This is a genomic window from Novosphingobium sp. (genome assembly GCF_020852455.1).
In the GTDB taxonomy this organism is placed as follows: domain Bacteria; phylum Pseudomonadota; class Alphaproteobacteria; order Sphingomonadales; family Sphingomonadaceae; genus Novosphingobium.
This window is the reverse complement of sequence record NZ_JADZAT010000007.1, coordinates 16,408-39,977: the sequence shown is the minus strand read 5'-3', so window position 1 is coordinate 39,977 and position 23,570 is coordinate 16,408. Positions and strand designations below refer to the sequence as shown.

Sequence of the window (23,570 nt, the reverse complement as noted above, 5' to 3'; positions counted from 1 at the left end):
ACCAATGGCAACAACGGCTGAATACGGGCTTGGCGAATACGCCTTTCCGCGCGGCTGGTTCATGGTGGCGGTGGCCGAAGAGGTGACCACCAAACCGCAGCCGGTGCGCTTTTTCGGCAAGGAAATGGTGCTCTATCGCGGCAAGAGCGGGCGCGTGGTGCTGCTCGATGCCTATTGCCCGCACATGCGGGTGCACCTGGCGCGCAACACCACCAGCTACATCGTCAAGGACGGCGAGCAGATGGAAGGCGATTCGATCCGTTGCCCCGGCCACGGCTGGCGCTTCAATGCCGATGGCCAGTGCGACGACATCCCCTATTCGACCACCGGCACGGTGCCCAAGGCGGCCTGCGTCAAATCGCACAAGGTGGTCGAAAAGGCCGGCTGCATCTGGATGTGGCACGACATGGAAGGCGGAGCGCCTGATTTCGACCTGCCGGCCTTCGCCGAATGGGATCTGGAGGAGCAGGGCTGGGTACGCTGGCGGCTTGACCACCTGGGGACGCTGCCGATCCATCCGCAGGAAATCCTCGATAACATGGCCGACCTGGCGCACTTCATCCCGGTCCACGGCAGCCGCGATATCGTCTATTTCGAGAACGAGTTTGACGGGCACATCATCCGCCAGCGCTTCGGTGCCGGGCACCGCACCCTGGTGCAGACCGATGCCGACGTGCTGGTCAACGATACCTGGTACACCGGCCCGGGGATCCTGCTTTCGACCATGGAAGGCCAGCATCCCTCGGTGATCATGATCTGCAACACGCCCGTCGATGATGGGGTGGTGCGGGTCTGGTATGCGCTGATGGTCAAGATCGGCAGTGCCCGCGCAGACGATGCCGGCGTGTCGATGGCGCGTTCCTATCAGGACGTGGCACTCGATGCCTTCGCCCAGGATTTTGAGCTGTGGCAGCACAAGGAACCGGCGCTGACGATCCTGCAGGTGCCCGATGACGGGCCGTTCCACAAGGAGCGGATTTGGTACCGCCAGTTCTACAACCCGCGCGACCGGGCGAAGGAATTCCAGGACCGGGTCAACGGGATCCACACCTCGGTGGACAAGCGCAAGGCGGCCGACAAGGCGGCCTAGGCCGCCTACCGCCTAGGCCTCGTCGAACCATTCCAGCCATTTGGTGGTGTCGCTGCGCTGGTCCTTCTGGCGTCCGGTGCGTGCCAACATGTGCGTGCGCAGTTCCGCCTTGTCGCCGATCGGTGAGACCAGTTCATAGACCCGGTCGTATTCGCTGTGGCGGATTTTCCAGCCATCTGCGGTGCGGACATAAGTGTCGTAATAGAGCGCCGATCCGACGGTATCCTCGTTGCGTTCGGGGTTGATGAAGCGGTCCTCGAGGTACCAGGTGCCCTTGGCGGTGCTCTCGTCCACGAAGGTCACTTCGGGGGTGTGCCCGTGGTGCATCGCAACGACGTCCGAATTGAAGCTTGAGGCGATGAATTCGATCATGTCGGCCTTGCCCGAAACCTGCACCCGATAGCCGCCGCCGCGATAGTCGATCGTTACATCATCGGCGAAGCAGGTGGCCAGTTCGCTGTGGTTGCCGGTGTCGATGCAGCGGAAATAGCGGCTCTTGAGTTGGCGGATTTCCTCGATGTCGGACAGTTGCTGCAGAGTATAGCCCATCGTTTCAATCCCTTGTGGTGGTTAGCCGCAGACCCGCCAGCAGCGCATTGCGCAGCTCGCGCGGGTCGATCACTTCGTCGTAGGCCAGCTTGCCGGAAAGGTTCCATGCGCTGGCGGTCTGCTCGGCCAGCGCCCGGGCGGCGGCCTCGGCGTCGAGCCCGGCTGCGGCCGCGCCGCTGGCGGCGGGCATTGCGCCCAGGCTGATTGCCGGGAAGGCGATCGACAGCGTCTGGTTGTCGAACGGGTTCATCGCCATGATCGAGGAGCCAAAGCCGAAGGCCTTGCGCAGGGTGACGTGCAGTTTGGGCACCCGGGCCGCGTGCTGCGCGGCGAACATCCGCGCGGCGTGGCGCAGCATTCCGGCGCGCTCCGATGCGGTTCCGGGCATCACCCCGGGGGTATCCGCCAGGAACACCAGGGGCAGACCATGGGCACTGGCGGTGGTGATGAAGGCCGCGGCCTTTTGCGCGGCGGCGGCGTCGATCGAGCCGGCGTTGACTGCGGGATTGCTGGCAATGATCGCAACGCTGCGTCCGCCCAGCCGCGCCAGCGCGGTGCACAGCGCGCCGCCATAGCGCGGCTGCACTTCGAGCAGCGAACCCTTGTCGGCCAGCAGCTCAAGCACCGGCTGCACCGCGAAAGGCACGCGCGGATCGGGCGGGATCAGATCGAGCACGGTATCGAGCAGGCGCTCGCCTTCAGGCTCGCCCGGTCCGGTGAAATAGCCCAGGTAGCGCCGTGCCAGGGCGATCGCCGCCGCATCGTCTTCGGCCAGGTTGTGCGCCACGCCGGATTGCAGGTGCACTTCAGGCCCGCCAAGCTGCTCCTTGGTCACAGTCTCGCCGATGGCGGCCTTGACGATCGGCGGCCCGGCCACGAACAGCGATCCCGCCGGGGTCATCACCACGAAATCAGACAGCGGCGCAGTCAGCGCGCCATGCCCGGCACTCGGCCCCAGCACCAGGCAGACCATCGGCACCTGGCCCGAAAGGTCGGCCAGGCCCTGCAGGTCACCCGGTGCCGGGATCGCATGGTGGTTGGTCAGCCGGTGCCCCGCGCCCTCGAGCATGAAGACCAGCGGCAGCCGTTCCTGCAAGGCAAGGTCGGTCAGCCGCCTCCGCTTGCTCGCCCCGGCATCGCCGATCGATCCGGCCAGAACCGTAAAGTCCTCAATCCCGCAGAGCGCCGGGCGGCCGTTGATCAGTCCCGAACCGGCGATCATCCCATCGGCGGCTGGCGGCAGGCCGCAATCGCCCGGCGCACCGGCCAGCGTGCCGAGTTCAACGAAAGTGCCGAGGTCAAACAGCGCCGCAGCACGCTGGCGGGCGTCGAGCTTGCCCGCATGGTGCTGTGCCGCAAGCCGCTCGACCCCGCCCATCGCCCGTCCGGCGGCGCGGCGGCGTTCAAGCTCGGCGAGGATCGGCGCCCAGTCGCTCACTGGGCTGCGGCCATGGCCGGGTAATCGGTATAACCGCGCTCCTCGCCGGTGTAGAGCAGATCGTAATCCGGTTTGGCCAGCGCCGCGCCGCTGCGGATCCGTTCGACCAGATCGGGATTGGCGATGAAGGCCCGGCCGAACGAGACCGCATCGGCGCGTCCGGCCTGCAGCAGCGCTTCGGCGCTATCGGCCTTGAGCATGTTGTTGGCGATCAGCGGAGCCGAAGAATATTCGCGCACCAGCGCCAGCGCATCGAGATCGGGCAGCCCCATATCGACCACGTGGACCCAGGCGAGGTCTAGATCGGTCAGCGCATCGAGGAAGGCGGCGAAGCTGGGGGCCGGATTGGCCGGATCCATCGCGTTGTAGGGGTTGCCCGGCGAGATCCGGATTCCGACCCGGTCCGCGCCGATCGCCTTGGCCAGCGCATGCACCACCATGGCCGGAAACCGGGCGCGGGCAGCGGGTGATCCGCCATATTGGTCTGTGCGCTGGTTGCTGGCCGGATTGAGGAACTGGTTGATCAGATAGCCGCTGGCGCAATGCAGTTCGACCGCGTCGATCCCCGCCGCACGGGCATTGCGTGCCGCCTGGCGATAGACATCAAGCGTCCATTCGATGTCGTCGGCACTCATCGCGCGCGGGCTGGCGCATTCGGCTGGCACGCCGTCGGGGCCGGGGACCTTGTCGGGGCAGGGCAGCGCGCTTGGCGCGATCACGTCGGCCTCAAAGCCGCGATTGGCCGGCACCACCACGCGTCCGCAATGCATCAGCTGCAGCGCGATCAGTCCCCCTTCGGCGTGGACCGCGTCGGCCACCATGGCCCAGCCATCGACCTGCTGCTGCGAATGGATCCCCGGGGTGCGCCAATAGCCCTTGCCTTCGGGCGAGGGCTGGGCGCCTTCGGTGATCAGCAATCCGGCGCTGGCGCGCTGGCGATAATAGTCTACCATCGCGGCGGTGGGGACATCACCGGGTCCGGCCCGATCCCGGGTCATCGGCGCCATGATCACCTTGTTGCGCAATTGCAGCGCCCCCAGGGTGACCGGACTGAACAGCGCCTCAAACATTCGCATCCTCCGCAAAATTTATTCGATTGACCACGATTTGCGATGAAGTCTAATCCTCAGGGTACGCAAATCAAGGAAAAGGACGCAGTGATGGTCAATTATGGGATGAACGGCAAGGTTGCGCTGGTTACCGGTGCCAGCGGCGGCATCGGCCGCGCGGCGGCCCTGGCCTTTGCTGCGTCCGAAGCGGCCGTGCTGGTCTGCGACGTCAACCAGGCCGGGGGTGAGGAAACCGTTGAACTGATCGCCCAGATGGGCGGCAAGGCCCGGTTCCAGACCTGCGATGTCAGCAACCCCGATCAGGTCAAGGCGATGGTGGCGGCTGCAGTAGAACACTTTGGCCGGCTGGACTATGCTTTCAACAACGCCGGGATCAACAACCTGGGCGCCAATGAGTACGAGGACGAAGTCTGGGCCCGCAGCCTGAGCGTCAACCTGACCGGGGTGATGCTGTGCATGCGTGAGGAAAGCGAAGTGATGCTGCGCCAGGGCGGCGGGGCGATCGTGAACACCTCGTCGATGAACGGCGTGACCGGCAACGGGGCGCAGCCGGGCTATGTCGCCACCAAGCACGGGGTGATCGGGCTGACCCGCCACGGCGCGCTGCGCTGGGCCAAGGAAGGGATCCGGGTCAACGCGGTTTGCCCTGGGGTGATCGAAACCCCGATGACCGCGCCGCTGACCGCCAACCCGGAGATGAAGAAGGTACTCGATTCGCTCACCCCGATGGGCCGGATGGGCAAGCCCGAGGAAATCGCTTCGGCGGTGGTCTGGCTCTGTTCGGATCAGGCCAGCTTCGTCACCGGCCATGCCATGCTGATCGACGGCGGATCGACCGCGGTCTGACCGACAAAGATCCTCCCCCCAATGGGGGAGGTGGCAGTCCGCAGGACTGACGGAGGGGGCGCGCAGACCGAATGCCCCCTCCGACCCGCCTTCGGCGGCCCACCTCCCCCAAATGGGGAGGATTTACAAAGAAGAAGGGCGGCCTCTTGCGAGGCCGCCCTTTCAGTTTGATCCGCTTCCGGTTCGGATCAGAAGTTCAGATCAAGCGTCGCGCCGAAGGTGCGGGGATCGCCATAGATCACCGAACCGAAGCCCAGCTGGCCGAAGTCGACACCGCGGCTGACGTATTCCTTGTCGGTCAGGTTCTTGCCCCAGATCGTCAGGCCGGCCTTGACCCCGCCGATGCTGATCCCGTCGATCCGGAACTGCGCATCGAGCAGGCTGCGGCTGCCGGCAGCGGTCTCAGCCTGGAACGGCGCAGTCATCGGGTTGCCGAACATCACCTGTTCCGACACATAGCTCCAGCCCAGGCGGAAGGTGCCATCGGCACTGCCCATCGGGACCTTGACGTTCACGCCGGCGCTGGCGGTCCAGTCGGGCGAGTTGCCCGGGGTGATCACCGAAGCGATGTTGATGGTGTTGCCCAGCGTATCGGTGCCGGGGAACTGCTTGACGTTCTTGTGGGTGTAACCGACCGAGCCATCGAGCGTGATGATGTCGTTGACCTTGGCCATCGCTTCAACTTCGAAGCCGATGTAGTCAATCGCACCGGCGTTCACCACCTGGGTGCCGAAGCTGCCGCCGCCCGAAATCGGGATCGGGATGGTGGCCTGCAGATCGCTGTACTTGTTGTAGAAGAACGCCATGTTGAGGCGGAACCGGCGGGCGAATTCCATCTTGGCGCCGACTTCGTACGACCAGATCTTTTCTTCGTTGAAGGGCAGCAGCGGCACCGTCTCGTCGATCAGCAGCGTTGCGGGATTGTCCTTCTGGGTCGATTGACGCAGGTTGTAGCCGCCCGAGCGATAGCCGCGGGCAATGCGGGCGTAGAGGTTGACGTCTTCGCTGGCACGATAGTCGATCGACAGGTTGCCGGTTGGCGCGCTGAAGTTGACCTCGCGGCTGTTCAACGCGATGTCGGTCGGGTTGGTGTAGGCGGTGGTGCCGTTCTGGAACCGCTTAACCCACTTGTGATCCCAAGTGTAACGCAGCCCCAGAGTAATGCCCAGCGCGCCGTCCTTGCCGCCCGGACGATAGGTGCCCTGAGCGTAAAGCGCCTTGGAGTCCCCGCCGGCCGTGTAGCCAAGCGTCGAGCTTTGCACCGAAGCGCGATAGCGAACCGGGTTGCCGGCCACCAGCAGCGGTGCAAGCCCGCCAAAGTTGGTGGGGTTGAACACGCCCAGCGGCCCCTGATCGTTGGTGTCGAGGATGAAGGCGAAGTTCTGCGGGTTCACTTCGCGGCCGCTTTCCTTGAAGTAGAATGCGCCGATCACCCACTGGAAGTCGCCATCGGTGTCCGAAACCAATTCGAATTCCTGGCTGAACTGATCCTGTTCACGATCGTTGTTGGCCTGGAACAGCGACATGTTGCCGTTCGGAACCGAGGATCCGGCCAGGAATGCGGCGGTCGGCGAACCAACCCCGAACAGCATTTCCAGCGTGGCAAGCGGCATGCCGTTGAGGGTCGTGGCGCTGGTCAGCACCGGGCCGCGCAGCGTGCCAAGGCCGTCAAGATCGCTGCCTTCGATCTTGTTGCGCCAGCGGCGCAGCGCGGTGGAGCTGCGCAGCTTCACGCCGCCCATGTCCGCTTCGATCCGGGTCAGGTTGCCCCAGATCTTGTCAGTCGAAAGTCCGGCCTGATCGAGGCACATCGAATCGAGCCGGGTCAGGCTGACCGATGAAAGCGGGGTTCCGCATTGGGTTTGCAGGACCGACGCGGTGGCCAGGTAGGCGGCGACATTGGCCGGCTGGACCTGCGCAACCTGCGCGGTGCCAAAGGTCACGTTGGGGCGGAAGGTGCCATTGCCGACAGCCGACAGCTGGTTGGCCGGCGGAACGCCCTTGATCCGGGTCCAGTCAAAGATGTTGGTCAGCTTGATATTGTCAGCCAGATCAAGCTCGGCCGCGATGCGGAACCCGTCGATCTTGTAGCCGCCCGGATCAAGGCTGTCCTTGGGCTGCAGCAGGTTGTTGACCGTGCCGTTGCGCTGCTTGTGCATGCCGGTGATCGACATCCGCATCACATCGCCGATCGTGCCGGTTTCGAGCGTGCCCTTGACCTGCCACATGCCGAAGTTGCCCAGGCCGGCCTTCACGCGCACGCCAAGTTCGTTTTCGGGAGCCTTGGTGACGAAGTTGACCGCACCGCCGGTGGTGTTGCGGCCGAACAGCGTGCCCTGCGGGCCGCGCAGCACTTCAACGCGCTCGATATCGGCAACGTCAAAGCTCGCTGCCGAGGACCGGGCCAGATAAACGCCATCGAGATAGACCCCGATCGGCGAATCGTAACCCTGGGTTTCATCGGCCGCAGTCGGGATACCGCGGATCGTGATCACCGCCGCAGTCGCGTTGGTGGTGCCGCCGTTGACCGCCACGTTGGGGGCGATCGAACCGAGGTCCTTCACTTCATTCAGCTGGCGCAGCTCAAGCTGTTCCGAAGGAATTGCCGAGATCGCAACCGGCGTCTGCTGGAGGTTTTCGGACCGCTTGTTGGCGGTGACGGTGATTTCGACCAGGCCACCCTCGGTCGTGTCCGCGGGCTTGTCCTGCGCATAGGCCGGAGTGCCGATGGCAGCGATGGCGACACCGGTCAGAAGTGCCATGCGCGAAGAGATGCGTCGTACCTGCATGAAGTTCCCCTCCAGAATCGGGCAGACTGCTTGCTGCCCTTGCCTCGTGGTTTTCCCAAAAAACGTAATCAAAGTCAAATCTGTTTACGCAAATCGCCAAACGAGCAGGTCTGTGCGGCCCAAATGTGACGTTTGATCACCTTTAAGGCGCGCAAATCTTTGCTCGATCGGGTCAGGCGGTCTGGTCCCACGGCGCTTCACCCGTGCCGCGCGTGACATAGTGGCCGTTGACGCGGGCCTGGAACTCCTGCGCGCGGGCGCGCGGATTGTAGAACTGCCGATACCAGATCCGGACCTTGTCGAACGGTCCGTCGCCGCGCACCATCATCGGGTTGATGCAGGGGCGCTTGTTGCCCCAGATCTCGAAATCCTGGGCGAAGGCGGCGATCCCGGCCTGTTCATAGCCGGCGGCCATTTCGCGGTCGGCAGCGGTCGGCTCGGCATTCGCGACTTTCACGAACAGCCCGTACCAGACCTTGATCACGCCATCGTCGATCGGGGTGTGCGCGATCAGCATGTGCGAAGGATATTCGCCGACCATGATCGATTGCAGGATGCCCGGCCCGGTGTACCAGGTATCGTTGAGCATCGGCTCCGCGCCCGAACCGGCCAGGGTCTTGTGTCCGGCCAGCAGGATCTGGCGGATCTTCACCCCGTCGAACTCGTTCTCGAAGCGCACCATGTCGATCGAGCCGTGAACCGGTTCGAGGTGGCCCTTGTCGGCCATGTTATCGACCACTTCCTGCGGGTGCGAGGCCAGTTCGCCCAGGCACGAGACGTTCCAGTTCACCCAGTGCGGCTGATCCCACATTTCGAACGGCGGCAGGTCATAGTCCGGCTCGCCATTTTCGGGGCAGTACCAGGTCCACAGACAGCCCGCGCGCTCGACAATCCGCCACGACTTGACGCAGGCGGCCTTGGGCGGCGGGGCGGGGGAGTAGGGGACTTCGTTGCAGCGCCCGTCCGGGCCGAACCGCCAGGCGTGATAGGGGCAGCGGATATTGTCGCCTTCGACATGCTTCTTGTCGAGCACCACATAGGACGTGGTGTTCTTCGCCAGGTGCGTGCCCATGTGCGGGCAATAGGCTGCCAGCAGGTGCGCCCGGCCGCTTTCGCCGCGATAGAGCACCAGATCCTCGCCGAAATAGCGCACCGCGGCGGGCGTGGTGGTCGCATCGGCCGAGGTGCCGATCATGAACCAGCCGCGGGGATAGGTGAATTCGCCCAGGCCATATTCGGCGGTGGTAGCCATGCCAATCTCCTCTGCAGGCGTCTGCGGCGCCTTGTTCGTAACGCTACCGGGATAGCGTAACGGAGAATGGAGGGCAATAGCTAGGTATTGTCGATTTTGCGTATTTGAATGGCCGATCAGTTACGCATCATTCGTCCTCGTCGCCGTTTCCGTCCATCGCGCTGGCCTCGGTGATCTTGGCCACCCGCGCATTGTACTTGACGGTCTTTACCGCGATCGAGGTTTCGACGTGGTGCACGCCCGGGATCGCCAGGATCTTGTCGGATGCCACTTCGACCAGCTCATCAAGCTCTTCGAACAGGGTCATCGCCAGAATGTTGAAGCGGCCCATGGTCACCAGCACCGCGTTGATCGGCGCCATTTCGGACAGTTGGCGGGCCACTTCGCGGGTCCGCTCGACTTCGGCCTGGACATAGATGAAGGCCAGCTGCGATTTGCGCGCCATCTGCAGCCCGGTGATTGCGGTGAAGCTGATCAGCTTGTCCTGCTGCAGCCGCTTGATCCGGCCGCGCACGGTGCCTTCGGTCACGCCCAGCTTGGTCGCGATCTTGCGGTTGGAAACGCGGGCGTCGCTGGCCAGCAGGTCGATCAGCTGGCGGTCGAGTTCATCAAGCACAACATTGGCCATCACGCACGCCCCTCGATTGGCGCGACATCGAACTGGTAGCGCAGGATATCGACCGCGATCGACGGGCTGACCGAACGGATGCCCCGGACCGAGCCCAGCCGGTCGAGCAGGAAGTGCGACATATCCTCGAAATCCTTGAGCACGATCAGCGCGTCGATGTCATAGCGACCGGTCACGATGTGGACCGCGAACACTTCCGGAAACTGCGCCAGTTCGTGCGCCACTTCCGAAGCCGGGCGGCTGTCAACCTCGATCGCCAGCTGCATCAGCACGTCAAAGCCGTGCGCGGCAAAGTCTGACACGGCGACCACCCGCAGCTGGTCGGCATCTTCCATCCGCCGGATCCGCGAGGAAACGGTGGTGGCGGTCAGCCCCAGCCGTTCGGCCACTTGCTGGTTGGTTGCGCGCCCGTTCTTGCGCAGTTCCGCGACGATCTGGAGATCGGTCTCGTCGAAGGAGAAGTCCTGTTTCATTGCCCCGTTACTCAAATTTGCGGCTTGATCACCTGTGCGCCCGAAAAGCCGCCGTCAACCGGAATGTTGGCGCCGGTCACGAACGAGGCCGCATCGGACAGCAGGAAGCCGATCACTGCGGCCACTTCCTGGGGCCGCCCCGGCCGTCCCAGCAGGTGCATCGCGACGAAAGCATCGTGGACCGGCTTGTAGCCTTCGACCATCGTCGTCATCGGCGTGGTGATATAGCCCGGACTGACCGCATTGGCTCGCACCCCGAATGGCCCCAGATCAGCTGCCAGGCTGCGGGCAAGCTGCAGGATCCCGCCCTTGGCGACGTTGTAGGGGGTGTTTCCGGCCGAACCGGTCATCCCATAGATGCTGGCGATGGTGACGATCGAGCCGCTGCCCGCCGCCTTCATCGCCGGTGCGACCGCGCGGGCCGAAAGCATGGTTCCGGTCAGGTGGACCTTCAATGCGCGGTCCCAGTCGGCCAGGTCCATGGCGTCGATCGCGCCGGTCGCAACGATCCCGGCGCAGGTCACCAGTCCGTCGATCCGGCCGTGACGTTGCAGGATATCGGCAACCAGCCGGTCGGTCGCCGCGCCATCGGTCACATCCAGCGCGGCGCCCTCGGCCCCGGCGCCCAGGTCCTGCGGTGCGGCAAGGTCAGCGGCAATGGCGGTCCCGCCGCTCGCCGCGATCAGCTCCATGGTGGCCCGGCCGATTCCCGATCCGCCGCCGGTGACCAGCACCACCTTGCCGGCAAGGCCCTGCATCACGCCAGGTCCCGCTTGAGGTTGGCGCCGGCGCGCTCGATCCAGGCCGTGGCATCGGGTACCGCCTGGAACATCGAGAAGAACCCGTGGATCATCCCGGGCGCGATTGCCGCATCGACCGCAATACCCGCTTCGGCCAGCCGCGCGGCATAGGCCATGCCTTCATCGCGCAGCGGATCGAATTCAGCGGTGATCACCGTGGCCGGGGGCAGGGCGGACAGGTTCGGCGTGCGCCCCACGCGGGCCAGCGGGGCCTCTTCATCGCCGATCAGATAGTGCCCCCAGAACCAGTTCATCGAATCCGTGCTGAGGAAGTAGTCGCCGCCGCCGTTCTCGGCATAGGAGGGCAGCGAATGGTCATCGTCGGTCACCGGATAGATCAGCAACTGATGGCGCAGCGCCGGTCCACCCCGGTCGCGCGCCATGATCGAAACCGCCGCGGAAAGGTTTCCACCCGCGCTGTCTCCGGCGACAGCCAGCCGGGCCGGATCGCAGCCGAGATCGGCGGCATGGGCTGCCGCCCATTCCAGCGCGGCATAGCAATCCTCAACCGGGGCCGGGTAGGGATGCTCGGGCGCGAGCCGGTAACCGACCGACAGCACCGCCGCGCCGCTCGCCCGGGCCAGCGCCCGGCAGGTCGCATCGTGGGTATCAAGCGTACCGATCACCCAGCCGCCGCCGTGAAAGAACACCACCAGCGGCGCCGGAGCCGCCGCGCCATCGGGGCGATAGAACCGCGCGGGCAGGGTGCGTCCGTCCAGCGCGATCGCCAGATCGCGCGCTTCGGCCACCGCCGGCGGTTCGCCAAAGCCCATCGGCGTATCAAGCTGGGCGCGCAGCTCGGCAGGGGTGACCGTGGCATAGTCGGTCTTGGGCATGGCTGCCATCATCGCCAGCAGGGCCTCGACTTGCGGGTTGAGCGGCATGCTGATTGTCTCCCGATCTGATGAATTGCGTTGAATTGGTTCGTACTGGATTCGCATCCATGCGATGAATTGGCGATACCGCCCGATGATTGCGTATTGCCGCCGCGAATTCCAGCCCCTAATTCGGATGGCGGAAAAGAGGAGTAAACGATGGATCGTCTGACTGGCAAGGTGGCACTGGTAAGCGGCGGCGCGCGCGGGATTGGTGAAGGGATCGTGCGGCGTTTCGTGGCTGAAGGCGCCCGGGTGGCGATCGCCGATGTGCTTGACGCAGAAGGCGAGGCGCTGGCCGCCGAACTGGGCGATGCCGCGACCTTTCTCCATCTCGACGTGACCGATCGCAGCCAGTGGGACGCGGCGGTTGCGGCGGTCGAGGTGAAATGGGGGCGGCTCGATTGCCTGGTCAACAACGCCGGGGTGATCGTGTTCAAGCGGATCGACGATCTGACCGAAGCCGAAATCCGCCGCCTGCTGGACATCAACCTGATGGGGGTGATCAACGGCACCCAGGCCGCGATCCCGGCGCTGGAGCGGGCCGGAGGCGGATCAATCGTCAACATGAGCAGCGCCGACGGAATTTCGGGCGCGAACTCGCTGTCGGTCTATTGCGCGTCGAAATTCGCGGTGCGCGGCTTCACCAAGGCCTGCGCGCTCGAACTGGGGCACCGCAAGATCCGGGTCAATTCGATCCATCCGGGCGGGATCTTCACGCCGATGGCCAACCCCACCAACATCCCGCGCGAATATTATGACAAGGGTTTCTGGATCTACCCGGCCCAGCGCGCTGGCGATCCCGAAGACATCGGCGCGGCGGCGGCCTTCCTGGCGTCGGACGATGGCAAGTATTGCATGGGCACCGAACTGGCGGTCGATGGCGGGCTCAACGCCGGGCACTATTACATGACCATGCCGGGGGCGCCGACCAATCCATTTGCTTAGGCCAACCGCGCCCGATCCTGCTCAAGCGAATGCCCGGCCAGCCACATCAGGGCAGCGCCGACGAAGCCCAGCGGGATTACCAGGCTGAGTGCCACGCGCAAACCATAGGCGCCTTCGCCCATCACCATGTCGCTGAGCTGCCCGGCGATAAAAGGGCCGGTGACATAGCCCAGCAGGTTGATCACCAGCATCGCCAGCGCGGTTCCGGTTACACGGCTGCGATCGGGCAGGACATATTGCAGGGCGGTGAAAATCCCCACCGACCAGCCACCGCCCAGCAGCCCCGACGGTACCGCAAGCCAGCGCGCGGCAACGATGCTGGGCATCCAGGTGACCAGCAGGATCAAGGCGGTTGCCGAAAACAATGCACCCGCCGCAAGCCGGAGCAGCCAGCGCCGATCGCGCCGGGCCAGGTGATCTACGGCAAAGCCAAACACCAGCATGCCAAGCAGCCCGGGCAGGCCAAAGGCCAGGCCGAAGGTGCCCGATGCCTGCTGGGTGCTAAGCCCGTAGGCGCGCTCAAACAGGGCAGGACCCCACATTCCGAAGCTGACCCCAGACAGCGTACCCAGCGCCATGCCGAGCGACATCCAGCGAAAGCTGGGCGCGGCCCAGAGCTGCTGAAACTGGGGCCACAGCGGCTCGTGAACCTTGGTTGTGGGCAGAGCAGGACGGGGCGGTTCGCGCAGGATCAGCCACGCCAGAACGCCGATCGCAATGCCGATGCCGCCCAGAACTTCGAATGCATCGTGCCAGGTTCCGCGCGCAGCGATCGCCGGGCCGCCGACATAGCCCAGCAATTGCCCGAAATAGACCGCCATGCCCATTACCGCATAGGCCTTGCCGCGTTGTTCGGGCAGGAAATAGGCGGCCAGCAAGGCATAGGCCGGGGCCTGGAACGCCGCTTCGCCGATCCCCACTCCGACCCGCGCCAAGGCCAGCACACCGGCGCTGGTGGCCAGCCCCGATAGTACTGTAAACAGGCTCCACATCACACAGCCCGCGCAGATGATCGCCACTTTCGAAGTGCGGTCGGCATGAATCGCGATCGGGACCGCGACGAGCGAGTAGAGCAGGGCAAAAGCCGGCCCCATCAGCAGCCCCATGAAGCCGTCCGACATGCCGAATTCAAGTTTGATCGGCTGTGCGAGGCCGGCCAGCAGGTAGCGGTCGCCGTAGTTGAGCAGGGCGATGGCCAGCATCAGCGCCAGCACCACCCATTTGTTGGAAAGAGGCCGGGCGCCTGCCAGCTCAGTCACGCATTTGCGCGCCGCCGTTGACGTGCCAGACCTGTCCGTTGACCCAGGCGCCATCATCGGACGCCAGGAAAGTCAGCGCGGCGGCGAGGTCTTCGGGCTGGCCCAGGCGGGTGTGCGGCACGGCCTTCAGCCCCTTTTCGACATATTCGTCGGTCAGGTGGATCTTGACCGCTTCGGTCAGCACCAGTCCGGGGCAGACCGCATTGGCGCGAATGCCCTGCTTGCCCCAGCGGCTGGCGACATGGCGGGCGAGCGCGTGGATCGCGTTCTTGGTCATCGGATAGGCGACCTGCCACGGCGCGCCGCCGCTGGCCGCGCCGCTGGAGGTATAGATCATCGCCCCGCCGCCGCGTTCCAGCATCGCGGGCAGCGCGGCCTGCGTGGCCAGAAAGTGGCTCTTGGTGTTGATCGCGAAGCTCTTGTCCAGCACTTCGACCGGGCAGTTGAGCGCGTCGATATCGCCTTCGGTGCCGCCCGCGAGGTTTGAAATATAAAAGTCGAGCCCGCCAAACTGCGCCACCGCGGCAGCGACAATCACTTTCTGGGAATCAGCGTCGGTGCCATCAAGCCGCACCGCCACGGCCGAACCACCGTCGGCGCGGATCGCGGCGGCGGTTTCCTCGGCCTGTTCGACCAGCAGATCACCGATCAGCACATGGGCGCCTTCTTCGGCCAGTCGCCGCGCGGTCGCCGCGCCGATGCCGCGCGCTCCGCCTGCCACGATACCGACCTTGCCCTTCAATCCGCGCATTTCATTCTCCCGGGATATTTGGACAGGGCTTCCCAAAGCCCGCGCGCCGCGTCAATCCGCCGGGCGGTTGGTGCGGTGCAATTTGGCAGGATGGGTTATTCCGCCGCTTCGGCCAGGGCCACACCGAAGTTGGGGTCATTCTCGTTGCAGAGCCGGTTGGTATCGGCCCACAGTCCTTCAGGCGGGACCGGGGTGATGTTCAGTTCCGCGCGGATATCAGCCATCTGCCAATCGACCATGCTGCGCCAGTCAGCCAGCATGATCGGGAATTTCCAGTTGTGCGCCTGACTGGCCCCGACGAATTCGGCCTCGACGTTGAGCGCTGCCGCTTCGGGATAATGCAGCGCGTCCTTCATGATCGTCTTGGCCTTGAGGTAGGACTGGATGCGGTTGAAGAAGGCCGCCAGCTCGGGATGGAAATAGCGGACCCGGCTGTAGAGGTTGGCATTGAGCAGCGCGATCTCGCCGCCGTGGTTGGGGCCGAACCCGGTCACCAGATGCTCGATATCGTGGTTGAGCGCGGCCTGGCGGAGGTAGAAGGTCAGGTCGTTGACCACCTCGATCTCGCGGTAGAACAGGTCGAGTTCATAGCCGCTGTTCTCCATCCAGTCATAGAGCGCGGCGCCCAGCGTGCCGGGCGCGCAGTTCTTGACCTCGGCCTTCTTGAAGTCTGACAGCGTGCGCTTGTCGCACCACTGCTTGAACAGCGGCAGGCGGGCCTTTTCCTCTTCGAACAGTGCCATGATCCGCCCATAGTCTTCCAGCATCATCAGTGCCTGGGCGACTTCCGGGATGTAGGCGGTGTTGGGCAGGTCGGGGCCGTTGCGGCGCAGCATCTCCTGCGCGATCAGGTGCCGAAGCTCGCTGTTGTTGAGGTATTTCGAAGAGCTGACCAGCACCGAGCTGTCGCTCTCCACCTGGCGGATCGCCCCGTTGAAATAGGCGCGTTCGCCTTCGCCGACTTTGACTTCCATCGCGCTTACTCCGCTGCTTCCATCGCCGGCACCTGATCGTTGACCGGCGAGAGGAACTTGCCCGGCATGGCGCCAGTGAAGGCCCCGTTTTCAAAGGTCGACACCCCGTTCACCAGCGTCAGCCGGGTCGGCATCGCCTTGCGGGTGAAGCGCCAGGTGAAGCCGCCCTTGCCGTTGGGCACGTCGTGGGCCTTTTCCATCTGGCGGCGCTCGATCTCGTCCAGGTTGAACACCGCAATGTCGGCGCGCTTGCCCGGCGCGATAACGCCGCGATCGGTCAGGTTGAAGTGCCGGGCAAGCTTGCCGGTCATCACATGGACCGCCTCTTCCAGGGTCAGCTTCTGTTCGTCGCGTACATACTGGGTCAGCAGCAGGGCATTCTCGCCCGCGCCGCACAGCATCTGCAGGTGCGCGCCCGCGTCGGAGATGTTGCCCACCGTTTGCGGATCGCGCATCAGTTCGATCGTCAGTGCCTCGTCCTTGGGGAAGGGGGCCATGTGCACGGTCGAATAGGTGCCGTTTTCCAGGATCCAGTCAGCCATGGCGTCGCTGCGGTGCAGGCCGCGGCTGTCGGCAAAATCCTTCAGCGTGATGCCCAGCGGGCCCGCGCCATTCTCGCTGTCGAGCAGCAGCAGTTCGTGCGGGTTCTTCAGCGGGGAATGATCCCAGGCCTGGGTATCCCAGCTTTCCCGCGCCCGCGCGCGCCATTCGGGATCGGACAGCAGTGCGCGCTTTTCCTCATGGGTTTCGGCGTTGACCACCTCGTGCCAGACATAGTCGTTCGACTGCGCAAAGATCAGTGACTTGACGATCGACAGCACGTTGGTGGGCGAAACGTGGGCATAGCCGGGCCAGACATCGACCCCGGCCTCGCGCATCTTGCGGACCGATTCCTGCATCGCCGGCAGGATCGCCTTCTGGAATTCCAGCGTCGGGATGGCCCCGGCGATCTGGCATTTGATCGTGCGGCCCGAAAGCAGCCTGGCCAATCGTTCCAGGTTGGCCGGCCCGGTCATCCGCATGAAGGTATCGACGATCACCTGATAACAGCTGCCCGGATAGCGTTCCATCACGTCAAACAGCGCCAGGAATTCGGCATCGCTGGCCAGCAGCGTGGGCACCGGACGGTTCTGCCCGTCGTGATCATGCAGATTGTCAGACATCCCGATCGCGCCCGCGGCCAGCGCATCGTCGAGCAGTTCGGCCATCTTTGCGATCTCTTCCGGCGTCGCCTCGCGCTCCCACGCTTCCACCCCCATGGCGGCCAGACGCAGGGCGATATGGCCGACGTAGGCGGCATAGTTGAGCGGCGATTTGACGTTGCGTTCGGCCGAGGCGCGGTATTCGCTCCACAGGTTCCAGTCCCAAGGCAGGTTCTGCATGAACGGGCCTTCGGGGATGTCTTCGAAGAAGCTGAAAATCCCGATCATCTCGCGCTGGGCGGGCATGTATTTGTGCAAGGGCGCGGGGGAAAAGCCGCAGTTGCCCATGATCATTGTGGTCGCACCATAGCCCGGCAGCGGATCGAGATCGGGCTGCCACCACATGGTACCATCGTAATGGGTGTGGCTTTCGATAAACCCCGGGGTGACCTGGCACCCGCTGGCATCGAACACGCGTTCGCCCTGCGGCGCCAGGTCCGGGCCGACCTCGGCGATCAGGCCATCCCTGATCCGGACATCGGCGGCAAAGGCGGGGGCGCCGGTACCATCGACCACGGTGCCGTGCTTGATCAGGATATCGGTCATTGCTTCTCTCCCAAGGGCTGACAGCGCGGCGGGCCGGTCAACCGACTCTCTGCCGCATGATCCGAAGGCTAACCCCGAAGGCTCGCAGCCCTGAAATCGCGCCTTGCCAAAGGGATCGAAATATATTCGAATTCGGATCATGAAACGATCCGAATCCACATCGGCAGCGCTGCTGGGCGTATTGCGCCAGGCCTTGCGGCAGGAAGGCTGGACCGCGCGGCGGCTGGCCGCCCAGTTCGGGATTGGCGAGGCGACGGCCAAGCGCTGGCTGGCGGGCAAGGGGCTCACGCTTGACCGGCTGGAGGCTCTGGCCGCGCTGTGCCGGCTGTCACTGGCTGACCTCGCGCGCGAGGCCGAGCATCCCGCCAGCGGCCTCGCGCAGGAGCTGACCCTGGCCCAGGAACGCGCGCTCTCCAGCGATACGTTCCTCTCGTTCCTGTTCATGACCATCCTGGGCGGCACCACCCCGGCTGAGATCGCGGCGGACTTTGCCGTGCCGCAGGATGTGATGGAGCTGTCGCTGGCCCGGCTTGAGCGGCTGGCATTGATCGATCGCCTCCCCGGCGGACGGGTCCGCGCGCGGATTGACCGGACGGTAATGTGGCGCAAGTCGCCGATGCGCGCGCTGTTCAACGAACGGATGAAGCCGCAGTTCCTGGCGATGGACTTTTCCGCTGCCGATGCGGTTTTTGTGTCCGAAGTTGTTAAGCTTTCGCCGCTTGGCGCGGCCGAGCTGGCGGAAATGCTTGAACGGCTGCGCCGCGATGTGCAGGCATTGGCGATGCGCGATCGCGATCACAGCCTGCTGCCGCGCAAGTGGTACGGCATGCTGGGAACGCTACGCGAACTGGATACTGGAGAGCTGCAGGGCGCGGCACGGGAGGGAGCATGAGCGGAAGACTGGCCGGCAGGCGCGCACTGATCACCGGTGCGGCCGACGGGATCGGGCTGGGGATCGCCCGGCTGTTCGCGCGTGAAGGCGCCGACGTGGTGCTGGCCGACTGGAACGGCGAAAAGGCCGAGGCCGAGGCCGCCGCGATCCGCGCCGCCGGCGGACAGGCGCGCGCTTTGCAAGTCGATGTGATGGACAAGGCGGCGGTGCTGGCGATGATGGAGGCTGCCGGGCCGGTCGATGTGCTGGTCAACAACGCCTATACCGGCGATGGCCCGCGCCGGCTGGAGAGCAAGGGGGACGAAATCTTTGATCGCGCGATGCTGATGGCTTTCTGGGCCCCCAAGTGGACCATGGAAGCCGCCTTGCCGCACATGAAGGCGCAGCGCTGGGGCCGGGTGATCAACATGGGCTCATTGAACGGCGTCAACGCCCACATGGGCAGCGCCGATTACAACAGCGCCAAGGAAGCCATGCGCGCGCTGACCCGTACCGCTGCGCGCGAATGGGCCGGGTGGGGGATCTGCTGCAACGTGATCTGCCCCGCGGCCAAAAGCGCCGCCTCGCGCCGGATCGAGGATGTCGCGCCCGAAATGATGGCGCGGATCGAAGCGGCCAACCCGATGGGCCGGATGGGCGATCCTGAAAGCGATATCGCCCCGGTCGCGCTGTTCCTGGCGAGCGAGGATTGCCGCTATGTCACCGGCAACACGCTGTTCGCCGATGGCGGCGGGCACATCAACGGCGTCGCCTGGGCGCCCGACCTGGGCGATTAGCCGCCGCTCTTCTGCAGCCGCGCCAGCTGAGCCCGCGCCTTGCTGGCGTGGACGAAATAGACCTGCGATTCCTGCAGCGGCATTCCCGGCTCGGCCATCCGCGCCAGATAGACATCGACCGTGAGCCGCAGCGCGCGAGGATCGTTGGGGGCGCCGTAATAGGCCCAGTCGGCCAGCCGCGCGGCCAGTTTCGGGTTGGCGGGCAGCAGTTCGCGCGCGCGCCGCTCCACCGCTTCGATCCCGCCAGCCAGGTGCAACACCTCGCGGGCCTCGTCCTCGAACTGCATCGCCGCGAAGTGTGACGGGATGTCATCCCACCAACCGGTCCAGCGCAGCGCGACCATCCGGGCGATATCCTCGGGCCGGTTGTACTGCGGGTCGAGCCAGGGTGATTTGGCGAAGCGTTCGGGCCAGACCAGCGTTGCGGCGATCTGGTCCTTGCGCTCGCCGCGATTGAGCCGTTCGACCACCTGATTGGAGACATATTCGAGCGCTTCGGCCTCGATCCCCAGCGCTTCGGATATCGTCGCGGGATCGTCGATCGGCGCGCCGTGCATGGTCATCAGGTGGCCGGGCTTCAGCGCCAGCATCTGCCGCAAAGCCAGGGCCCATTCATCGACATGGCGCATGATCCGCTTGCCGTTGCCGGTGTTGGGCAGGAATCCCTGGTAGTAATCGGCGGTGAAGATCGCCCCGCGCGATGGCAGCGCCATCCAGATCTGCTCTTCGGTTTCGCCGGGAGCATGATGCAATTCAAAGCGTTCGCCGTCGATCTTCAGGTTCAATGTGTCGCGGAACACGATGTCCGGATGCGGCAGACGCGCGGTGTCGGTCGGCCAGGATTCAAGCGGCTGGTTGTTGTAGCGACCGATCGATCCGCCCAGCCGCACTTCCTTGGCGGCCATCGCCGGGAACAGGTCGCTGGTCACGGTTTTCGCGCCGGGCCACCTGGCCTTGAGCGCCGGCCAGCCATAGGCATGGTCGATGTGGACATGGCTGACCACGATGTGGGTGACCGGTTTGGGGCTGAGCTTGGGAAGCTCTTCGGCCAGCACCGGACCGATCGCGGCATAGCCGGTGTCGAACACCACCAGACCTCGCTTGGTCTCGATCACCGCGACATTGACGTAGGGAAACCGCAGCAACCACATGCCATTGTCGGCTTTGGGACCATGACGCTCAACCGTCATCGCCTTGCGCGCCGCCGCCACCCGATCGGGCGAGGCCGAAAGCATGTTCTGCGCGATCAGCGGCGAGGGAGGGCCGCCAAAGCCGTCCTTGCGGAAGACATGCGCCAGCACATCGGGATATTCTCGCGCCAGCAGCAACCGGCCCTCGCGCGCCAGCACATCGTCGGGTGAGGGCGTGAGGCTGCTGTCTGCGGCCAGGCTGGCGGTGCCCAGCAGCACCAGCGCGGCGGCAAGGCGTTTGAGCATGGTCCTAAAGGAAGTGCTGGACGATGAAGGGCAGGCCGACCACGCCCAGCAGCCCGGCCTGGCCCCACTTGGCCAGCTTGGGATCCTGGTGGTTCCACAGCCCCATCGCGCCAAAGGCCCCGGCGGCGCCCGCGCCGACGATCCAGAAGCCGGCCAGCCCGGCCAGCCCCAGAATCCCCAGCAGGCGCATGCCCGCGCCGGGGCGGTCCTTGGCCACCGGGTTCTTGATGCCGGCCAGCCCGGCCAGACCGATCAGGCCCAGCAGGCCCAGCAATCCGATGACATGGTTCATAACTTCGGTCTCCTCCCCTTCCACGGCGCGGCTTGTTCCAGCTGGCCCGCCAGTCTGAACAGCAGCGCTTCTTCGCCATAGCGTGCGGTGAACATTGATCCGATCGGCAGGCCCGCCTGCGACATGCCCAGCGGCACCGACATGGCCGGCTGGCCGGTCAGGTTGGCCAGCTGGCAGAACGGTGAATAGACCGCCGCGCGCTGGCCCCATTCCTGAAAGCTGCAATCGGGGCTGAGGTTGATCCTGCCCAGCGCGATCGGCGGGGCGGCCAGCGTGGGCGTCAGGATCAGGTCATAGGCTTGCATGAACTGGGCGACCTTGATCGCCGCATCCTGCAGCACGCCGCTGGCCCGCGCGGCATCCATCGCGGTGAAGGTCTTGCCATATTCGGCAAAGGCCAGGACGATCGGTTCGACCAGATCGGATCCCGGCGTCAGGCCCAGCACCTTGCCGCGATCGGCGATGTCGGCGGCAATCGCGGGGCCGATCGAAACGAAGCTGGCCCAGCCCAGCCGCGCGGCATCGAGCTCGAGCTGCGCTTCCTCGACATGGTGGCCCAGGCTTTCGCACAGCCGTGCGGTGGCACGGGCCGCCTCGACGCACTCCGGATCGACCGGCGATCCTGCAATTGGCCGGGTCATCAGCGCAATCCGCAGCTTGCCGGGATGCTTGCCGACCTGGGCCAGGAAGCCTTCACGCGGGGCCGGGGCGGCATAGCGCGAACCCGGTTCGATCCCGTGGCTGATATCCAGCATCGCAGCGCTATCGCGCACAGAGCGGGTGATCGCGTGGTTGGTCGAAAGCCCGCCCCAGCCTTCGGTGCGCAGCGGCCCCATCGGCACCCGGCCGCGGCTGGGCTTGAGCCCGAACAGCCCGCAGCATGACGCGGGGATGCGGATCGAGCCGCCGCCATCGCTGGCATGCGCCGCCGGGATCACTCCCGCAGCCACAGCCGCCGCCGCCCCGCCGGACGATCCGCCCGAGCTGTGCGCCCTGTTCCAGGGATTGCGGGTATCGCCGGTCAGCTTGTTTTCGGTGGTTCCGGTCAGGCCGTATTCGGGGGTGGTGGTCTTGCCGAAGACCACGAACCCGGCCGCTTCATAGCGCCGGACCAGTTCCGAGGTCACCGCCGGGCGATAGCCCTTGTAGAGGCGGCTGCCGCCTTCGGTCAGTTCGCCGGCGATGTAGGTGTAGAGATCCTTGAGCAGCAGCGGGACGCCGGTGAAGGCTCCCTTGGGCAGGCCCTTGCCGATCTGCTTCGCGGCATAGTCGTAATGCTTCTGGGCCATGAAGTTGAAGCGCGGATTAAGCGCTTCGGCGCGGCCAATCGCGGCTTCCAGCAGCTCACCGGGGCTGACCTTGCGCTGGCGGACCAGCAGGGCCAGGCCCATGGCATCGTGCTGGTCAAGCAAGCCGTCGATGCTGCCCGAACCTGCGCCAAGCGCCGGGGCCGCCACTGCGGCGACCCCGGCTGCCAGACTTTCCCGGCGGGTCAGCTTCACCCGGCGGCCTTCAGCGGGGTGACGTTGCCGTCTTCGCTGGCATAGTAACGCGCATAGAACTTGCGGAACTGGGCGATCGGCCCGTCGCCTTCACAGATCAGCGCGTTGGGTTCGTACTTCATCCGGTCCCAGACGACCTTGTCCTGGTCGAACTGCTTGCAGATGTCGCGGATGATCGCCTTGGCCACGCCGGCGCGTTCGCCTTCGGCCTGGCTCTTGGGCTGGGTGAAGCAGAACCGCACGTGGACGTGATCCAGCTCGACCGGGGTCAGGCAGGCGACCAGCAGCGTTTCCGAAATCCCGGTGAAGCGGGTCCAGCTTTGCCCCGGGCCCATCGTGTCATAGCTGATCTGGCCATCGACTTCGCCCCAGGGGGTGCCCATCTTGGCCTTCACATCGGCGCCGCGGCCCCATTCACCCCAGCGCAGATCGCCCAGCGGCACATCGGCGGTGCCGTGGATGTACTTGAAGTGGGCCACATCGACGCCGTTTTCGGCCATGTTCTGGATCGAGCCATAGACGTTCCATTCGAACACGTCGTACTGGGTCCAGTCGGGATCGCTCGCTTCGGGCAGGTGGACCACATCCCACAGCGGGGCTTCATCGTTGGGATGGTACCACACCCAGATCCAGCGGTTGGCCTCGGTCACATGCCAGGTGCGGGTGCACTTGCGCTTGACCTGCGGCGGGATCGACTTGGAATAGGGGATTTCCTTGACCGTGCCTTCTTCGCCATCATAGCGCCAGGCGTGGAACGGGCATTCCAGCAGGTTGCCGTGAACCTTGCCGCCATGGCCCATGTGCGCGCCCATGTGCTTGCACCAGGCATCGATGATCCGCACCTGGCCATCCTCGCCGCGCCACATGGCAAGGTCCTTGGAGAAGTAGCGCAGCGGCTTGACTTCGCCCACTTCAAGATCGACCGAGAGATCGACCGGGTACCAGCCGAACGGAAAGCCGATATCGAGATTGCGCTCGGCGACCGAGGTGCGGCCTTCGACCGGGGCCTTGCGCCAGTCGATCAGGTCCTGACCCTTGAGCTTTTCGAGCACTGACCAGACCGCGACGGGCGGGGTGCGGGCATCGCCGGCGGGACGGTTTGCGGCATCGGACATCATCTGTCTCCTCGCTTGTCCTCCCCGTTCCTTCGGGGAGGGCCGGACCGGGGGGTTGTCTCACCGG

General features: G+C 65.1%; 22 protein-coding genes. 5 read left to right on the top strand and 17 right to left on the bottom strand.

The window, feature by feature from the left end; genetic code table 11:
* Nucleotides 1-4 precede the first annotated feature (4 nt).
* Nucleotides 5-1,090 carry a Rieske 2Fe-2S domain-containing protein gene (locus IT549_RS02640; protein ID WP_292969761.1) on the top strand — a complete coding sequence of 362 codons (1,086 nt, stop codon included), beginning with the start codon at nucleotides 5-7 and terminating at the stop codon, nucleotides 1,088-1,090.
* A 12-nt stretch (nucleotides 1,091-1,102) separates the two neighbouring features.
* Here the strand turns inward: IT549_RS02640 and IT549_RS02635 are convergent, their stop codons facing one another.
* From IT549_RS02635 to IT549_RS02625, 3 genes are read right to left on the bottom strand one after another with little or no spacing between them, the layout of a single operon-like run.
* Nucleotides 1,103-1,639: a nuclear transport factor 2 family protein gene (locus IT549_RS02635; protein WP_292969760.1), complete on the bottom strand. Its 537-nt coding sequence runs from the start codon at nucleotides 1,637-1,639 to the stop codon at nucleotides 1,103-1,105.
* 4 nt (nucleotides 1,640-1,643) lie between these two features.
* Complete coding sequence (locus IT549_RS02630) at nucleotides 1,644-3,077, bottom strand: carboxyl transferase domain-containing protein (RefSeq protein ID WP_292969759.1); 1,434 nt, start codon at nucleotides 3,075-3,077, stop codon at nucleotides 1,644-1,646.
* On the bottom strand, nucleotides 3,074-4,147 hold the full coding sequence (locus IT549_RS02625) for an alkene reductase (RefSeq protein ID WP_292969757.1): 1,074 nt from the start codon (nucleotides 4,145-4,147) through the stop codon (nucleotides 3,074-3,076). Before IT549_RS02625 ends, IT549_RS02630 begins: the two co-directional genes overlap by 4 nt.
* Nucleotides 4,148-4,237: 90 nt before the next feature.
* Here IT549_RS02625 and IT549_RS02620 point away from each other — a divergent pair, with 90 nt between their 5' ends.
* Nucleotides 4,238-4,993 carry an SDR family oxidoreductase gene (locus IT549_RS02620; RefSeq protein ID WP_292969925.1) on the top strand — a complete coding sequence of 252 codons (756 nt, stop codon included), beginning with the start codon at nucleotides 4,238-4,240 and terminating at the stop codon, nucleotides 4,991-4,993.
* A gap of 188 nt (nucleotides 4,994-5,181) precedes the next feature.
* Here the strand turns inward: IT549_RS02620 and IT549_RS02615 are convergent, their stop codons facing one another.
* From IT549_RS02615 to IT549_RS02590, 6 genes are all read right to left on the bottom strand, one after another.
* Nucleotides 5,182-7,755, bottom strand: coding sequence for a TonB-dependent receptor (locus IT549_RS02615; RefSeq protein ID WP_292969756.1), 2,574 nt, complete (start codon nucleotides 7,753-7,755; stop codon nucleotides 5,182-5,184).
* Between the two features lie 199 nt (nucleotides 7,756-7,954).
* Complete coding sequence (locus tag IT549_RS02610; RefSeq protein WP_292969755.1) at nucleotides 7,955-9,034, bottom strand: Rieske 2Fe-2S domain-containing protein; 1,080 nt, start codon at nucleotides 9,032-9,034, stop codon at nucleotides 7,955-7,957.
* 127 nt (nucleotides 9,035-9,161) lie between these two features.
* The gene (locus tag IT549_RS02605) at nucleotides 9,162-9,662 is read right to left on the bottom strand and encodes an Lrp/AsnC family transcriptional regulator (protein WP_292969754.1); all 501 of its coding nucleotides are present in this window, start codon (nucleotides 9,660-9,662) and stop codon (nucleotides 9,162-9,164) included.
* Complete coding sequence (locus IT549_RS02600) at nucleotides 9,662-10,135, bottom strand: Lrp/AsnC family transcriptional regulator (RefSeq protein ID WP_292969753.1); 474 nt, start codon at nucleotides 10,133-10,135, stop codon at nucleotides 9,662-9,664. Before IT549_RS02600 ends, IT549_RS02605 begins: the two co-directional genes overlap by 1 nt.
* Before the next feature lie 11 nt (nucleotides 10,136-10,146).
* Nucleotides 10,147-10,893 (bottom strand): SDR family NAD(P)-dependent oxidoreductase, encoded by a 747-nt coding sequence (locus IT549_RS02595; RefSeq protein WP_292969752.1) that lies wholly within the window; start codon nucleotides 10,891-10,893, stop codon nucleotides 10,147-10,149.
* Nucleotides 10,893-11,819, bottom strand: coding sequence for an alpha/beta hydrolase (locus tag IT549_RS02590; protein ID WP_292969750.1), 927 nt, complete (start codon nucleotides 11,817-11,819; stop codon nucleotides 10,893-10,895). The genes IT549_RS02595 and IT549_RS02590 overlap by 1 nt, the downstream gene beginning before the upstream one ends.
* A 150-nt stretch (nucleotides 11,820-11,969) precedes the next feature.
* Here IT549_RS02590 and IT549_RS02585 point away from each other — a divergent pair, with 150 nt between their 5' ends.
* On the top strand, nucleotides 11,970-12,758 hold the full coding sequence (locus IT549_RS02585; RefSeq protein WP_292969749.1) for a glucose 1-dehydrogenase: 789 nt from the start codon (nucleotides 11,970-11,972) through the stop codon (nucleotides 12,756-12,758).
* On the opposite strand, the gene IT549_RS02580 is transcribed toward IT549_RS02585, so the two are convergent.
* From IT549_RS02580 to IT549_RS02565, 4 genes are all read right to left on the bottom strand, one after another.
* Nucleotides 12,755-14,017: an MFS transporter gene (locus tag IT549_RS02580; protein WP_292969747.1), complete on the bottom strand. Its 1,263-nt coding sequence runs from the start codon at nucleotides 14,015-14,017 to the stop codon at nucleotides 12,755-12,757. The genes IT549_RS02585 and IT549_RS02580 overlap by 4 nt on opposite strands.
* The gene (locus tag IT549_RS02575) at nucleotides 14,010-14,768 is read right to left on the bottom strand and encodes an SDR family oxidoreductase (protein WP_292969746.1); all 759 of its coding nucleotides are present in this window, start codon (nucleotides 14,766-14,768) and stop codon (nucleotides 14,010-14,012) included. Before IT549_RS02575 ends, IT549_RS02580 begins: the two co-directional genes overlap by 8 nt.
* Before the next feature lie 95 nt (nucleotides 14,769-14,863).
* Nucleotides 14,864-15,742 carry a Coq4 family protein gene (locus IT549_RS02570; protein WP_292969745.1) on the bottom strand — a complete coding sequence of 293 codons (879 nt, stop codon included), beginning with the start codon at nucleotides 15,740-15,742 and terminating at the stop codon, nucleotides 14,864-14,866.
* Between the two features lie 5 nt (nucleotides 15,743-15,747).
* The gene (locus IT549_RS02565; RefSeq protein WP_292969744.1) at nucleotides 15,748-17,490 is read right to left on the bottom strand and encodes a D-aminoacylase; all 1,743 of its coding nucleotides are present in this window, start codon (nucleotides 17,488-17,490) and stop codon (nucleotides 15,748-15,750) included.
* A gap of 139 nt (nucleotides 17,491-17,629) precedes the next feature.
* On the opposite strand from IT549_RS02565, the gene IT549_RS02560 reads away from it, so the two are divergent.
* Nucleotides 17,630-18,382: a helix-turn-helix transcriptional regulator gene (locus IT549_RS02560; protein ID WP_292969743.1), complete on the top strand. Its 753-nt coding sequence runs from the start codon at nucleotides 17,630-17,632 to the stop codon at nucleotides 18,380-18,382.
* Entirely contained in the window at nucleotides 18,379-19,158 is a 780-nt protein-coding gene (locus IT549_RS02555; RefSeq protein WP_292969741.1) for an SDR family oxidoreductase, read from the top strand. The genes IT549_RS02560 and IT549_RS02555 overlap by 4 nt, the downstream gene beginning before the upstream one ends.
* On the opposite strand, the gene IT549_RS02550 is transcribed toward IT549_RS02555, so the two are convergent.
* The 4 genes from IT549_RS02550 to IT549_RS02535 are packed head-to-tail and all read right to left on the bottom strand — an operon-like array spanning nucleotide 19,155 to nucleotide 23,503.
* Nucleotides 19,155-20,594 (bottom strand): MBL fold metallo-hydrolase, encoded by a 1,440-nt coding sequence (locus tag IT549_RS02550; protein ID WP_292969739.1) that lies wholly within the window; start codon nucleotides 20,592-20,594, stop codon nucleotides 19,155-19,157. The two genes, IT549_RS02555 and IT549_RS02550, sit on opposite strands and share 4 nt — an antisense overlap.
* A gap of 4 nt (nucleotides 20,595-20,598) precedes the next feature.
* Nucleotides 20,599-20,886: a hypothetical protein gene (locus IT549_RS02545; protein WP_292969738.1), complete on the bottom strand. Its 288-nt coding sequence runs from the start codon at nucleotides 20,884-20,886 to the stop codon at nucleotides 20,599-20,601.
* Nucleotides 20,883-22,388 carry an amidase family protein gene (locus IT549_RS02540; RefSeq protein ID WP_292969737.1) on the bottom strand — a complete coding sequence of 502 codons (1,506 nt, stop codon included), beginning with the start codon at nucleotides 22,386-22,388 and terminating at the stop codon, nucleotides 20,883-20,885. Before IT549_RS02540 ends, IT549_RS02545 begins: the two co-directional genes overlap by 4 nt.
* The gene (locus tag IT549_RS02535) at nucleotides 22,385-23,503 is read right to left on the bottom strand and encodes a Rieske 2Fe-2S domain-containing protein (protein ID WP_292969735.1); all 1,119 of its coding nucleotides are present in this window, start codon (nucleotides 23,501-23,503) and stop codon (nucleotides 22,385-22,387) included. Before IT549_RS02535 ends, IT549_RS02540 begins: the two co-directional genes overlap by 4 nt.
* Nucleotides 23,504-23,570: the final 67 nt, after the last annotated feature.

Coding starts and splice junctions, on each gene's coding strand:
- IT549_RS02575 (WP_292969746.1), bottom strand. CDS start 14,768: ATGCGCGGATTGAAGGGCAAGGTCGGTATCGTGGCAGGCGGAGCGCGC.
- IT549_RS02560 (WP_292969743.1), top strand. CDS start 17,630: ATGAAACGATCCGAATCCACATCGGCAGCGCTGCTGGGCGTATTGCGC.
- IT549_RS02635 (WP_292969760.1), bottom strand. CDS start 1,639: ATGGGCTATACTCTGCAGCAACTGTCCGACATCGAGGAAATCCGCCAA.
- IT549_RS02545 (WP_292969738.1), bottom strand. CDS start 20,886: ATGAACCATGTCATCGGATTGCTGGGCCTGCTGGGCCTGATCGGTCTG.
- IT549_RS02620 (WP_292969925.1), top strand. CDS start 4,238: ATGGTCAATTATGGGATGAACGGCAAGGTTGCGCTGGTTACCGGTGCC.
- IT549_RS02535 (WP_292969735.1), bottom strand. CDS start 23,503: ATGTCCGATGCCGCAAACCGTCCCGCCGGCGATGCCCGCACCCCGCCC.
- IT549_RS02610 (WP_292969755.1), bottom strand. CDS start 9,034: ATGGCTACCACCGCCGAATATGGCCTGGGCGAATTCACCTATCCCCGC.
- IT549_RS02555 (WP_292969741.1), top strand. CDS start 18,379: ATGAGCGGAAGACTGGCCGGCAGGCGCGCACTGATCACCGGTGCGGCC.
- IT549_RS02615 (WP_292969756.1), bottom strand. CDS start 7,755: ATGGCACTTCTGACCGGTGTCGCCATCGCTGCCATCGGCACTCCGGCC.
- IT549_RS02605 (WP_292969754.1), bottom strand. CDS start 9,662: ATGGCCAATGTTGTGCTTGATGAACTCGACCGCCAGCTGATCGACCTG.
- IT549_RS02585 (WP_292969749.1), top strand. CDS start 11,970: ATGGATCGTCTGACTGGCAAGGTGGCACTGGTAAGCGGCGGCGCGCGC.
- IT549_RS02640 (WP_292969761.1), top strand. CDS start 5: ATGGCAACAACGGCTGAATACGGGCTTGGCGAATACGCCTTTCCGCGC.
- IT549_RS02550 (WP_292969739.1), bottom strand. CDS start 20,594: ATGCTCAAACGCCTTGCCGCCGCGCTGGTGCTGCTGGGCACCGCCAGC.
- IT549_RS02595 (WP_292969752.1), bottom strand. CDS start 10,893: ATGCAGGGCCTTGCCGGCAAGGTGGTGCTGGTCACCGGCGGCGGATCG.
- IT549_RS02590 (WP_292969750.1), bottom strand. CDS start 11,819: ATGCCGCTCAACCCGCAAGTCGAGGCCCTGCTGGCGATGATGGCAGCC.
- IT549_RS02625 (WP_292969757.1), bottom strand. CDS start 4,147: ATGTTTGAGGCGCTGTTCAGTCCGGTCACCCTGGGGGCGCTGCAATTG.
- IT549_RS02600 (WP_292969753.1), bottom strand. CDS start 10,135: ATGAAACAGGACTTCTCCTTCGACGAGACCGATCTCCAGATCGTCGCG.
- IT549_RS02570 (WP_292969745.1), bottom strand. CDS start 15,742: ATGGAAGTCAAAGTCGGCGAAGGCGAACGCGCCTATTTCAACGGGGCG.
- IT549_RS02565 (WP_292969744.1), bottom strand. CDS start 17,490: ATGACCGATATCCTGATCAAGCACGGCACCGTGGTCGATGGTACCGGC.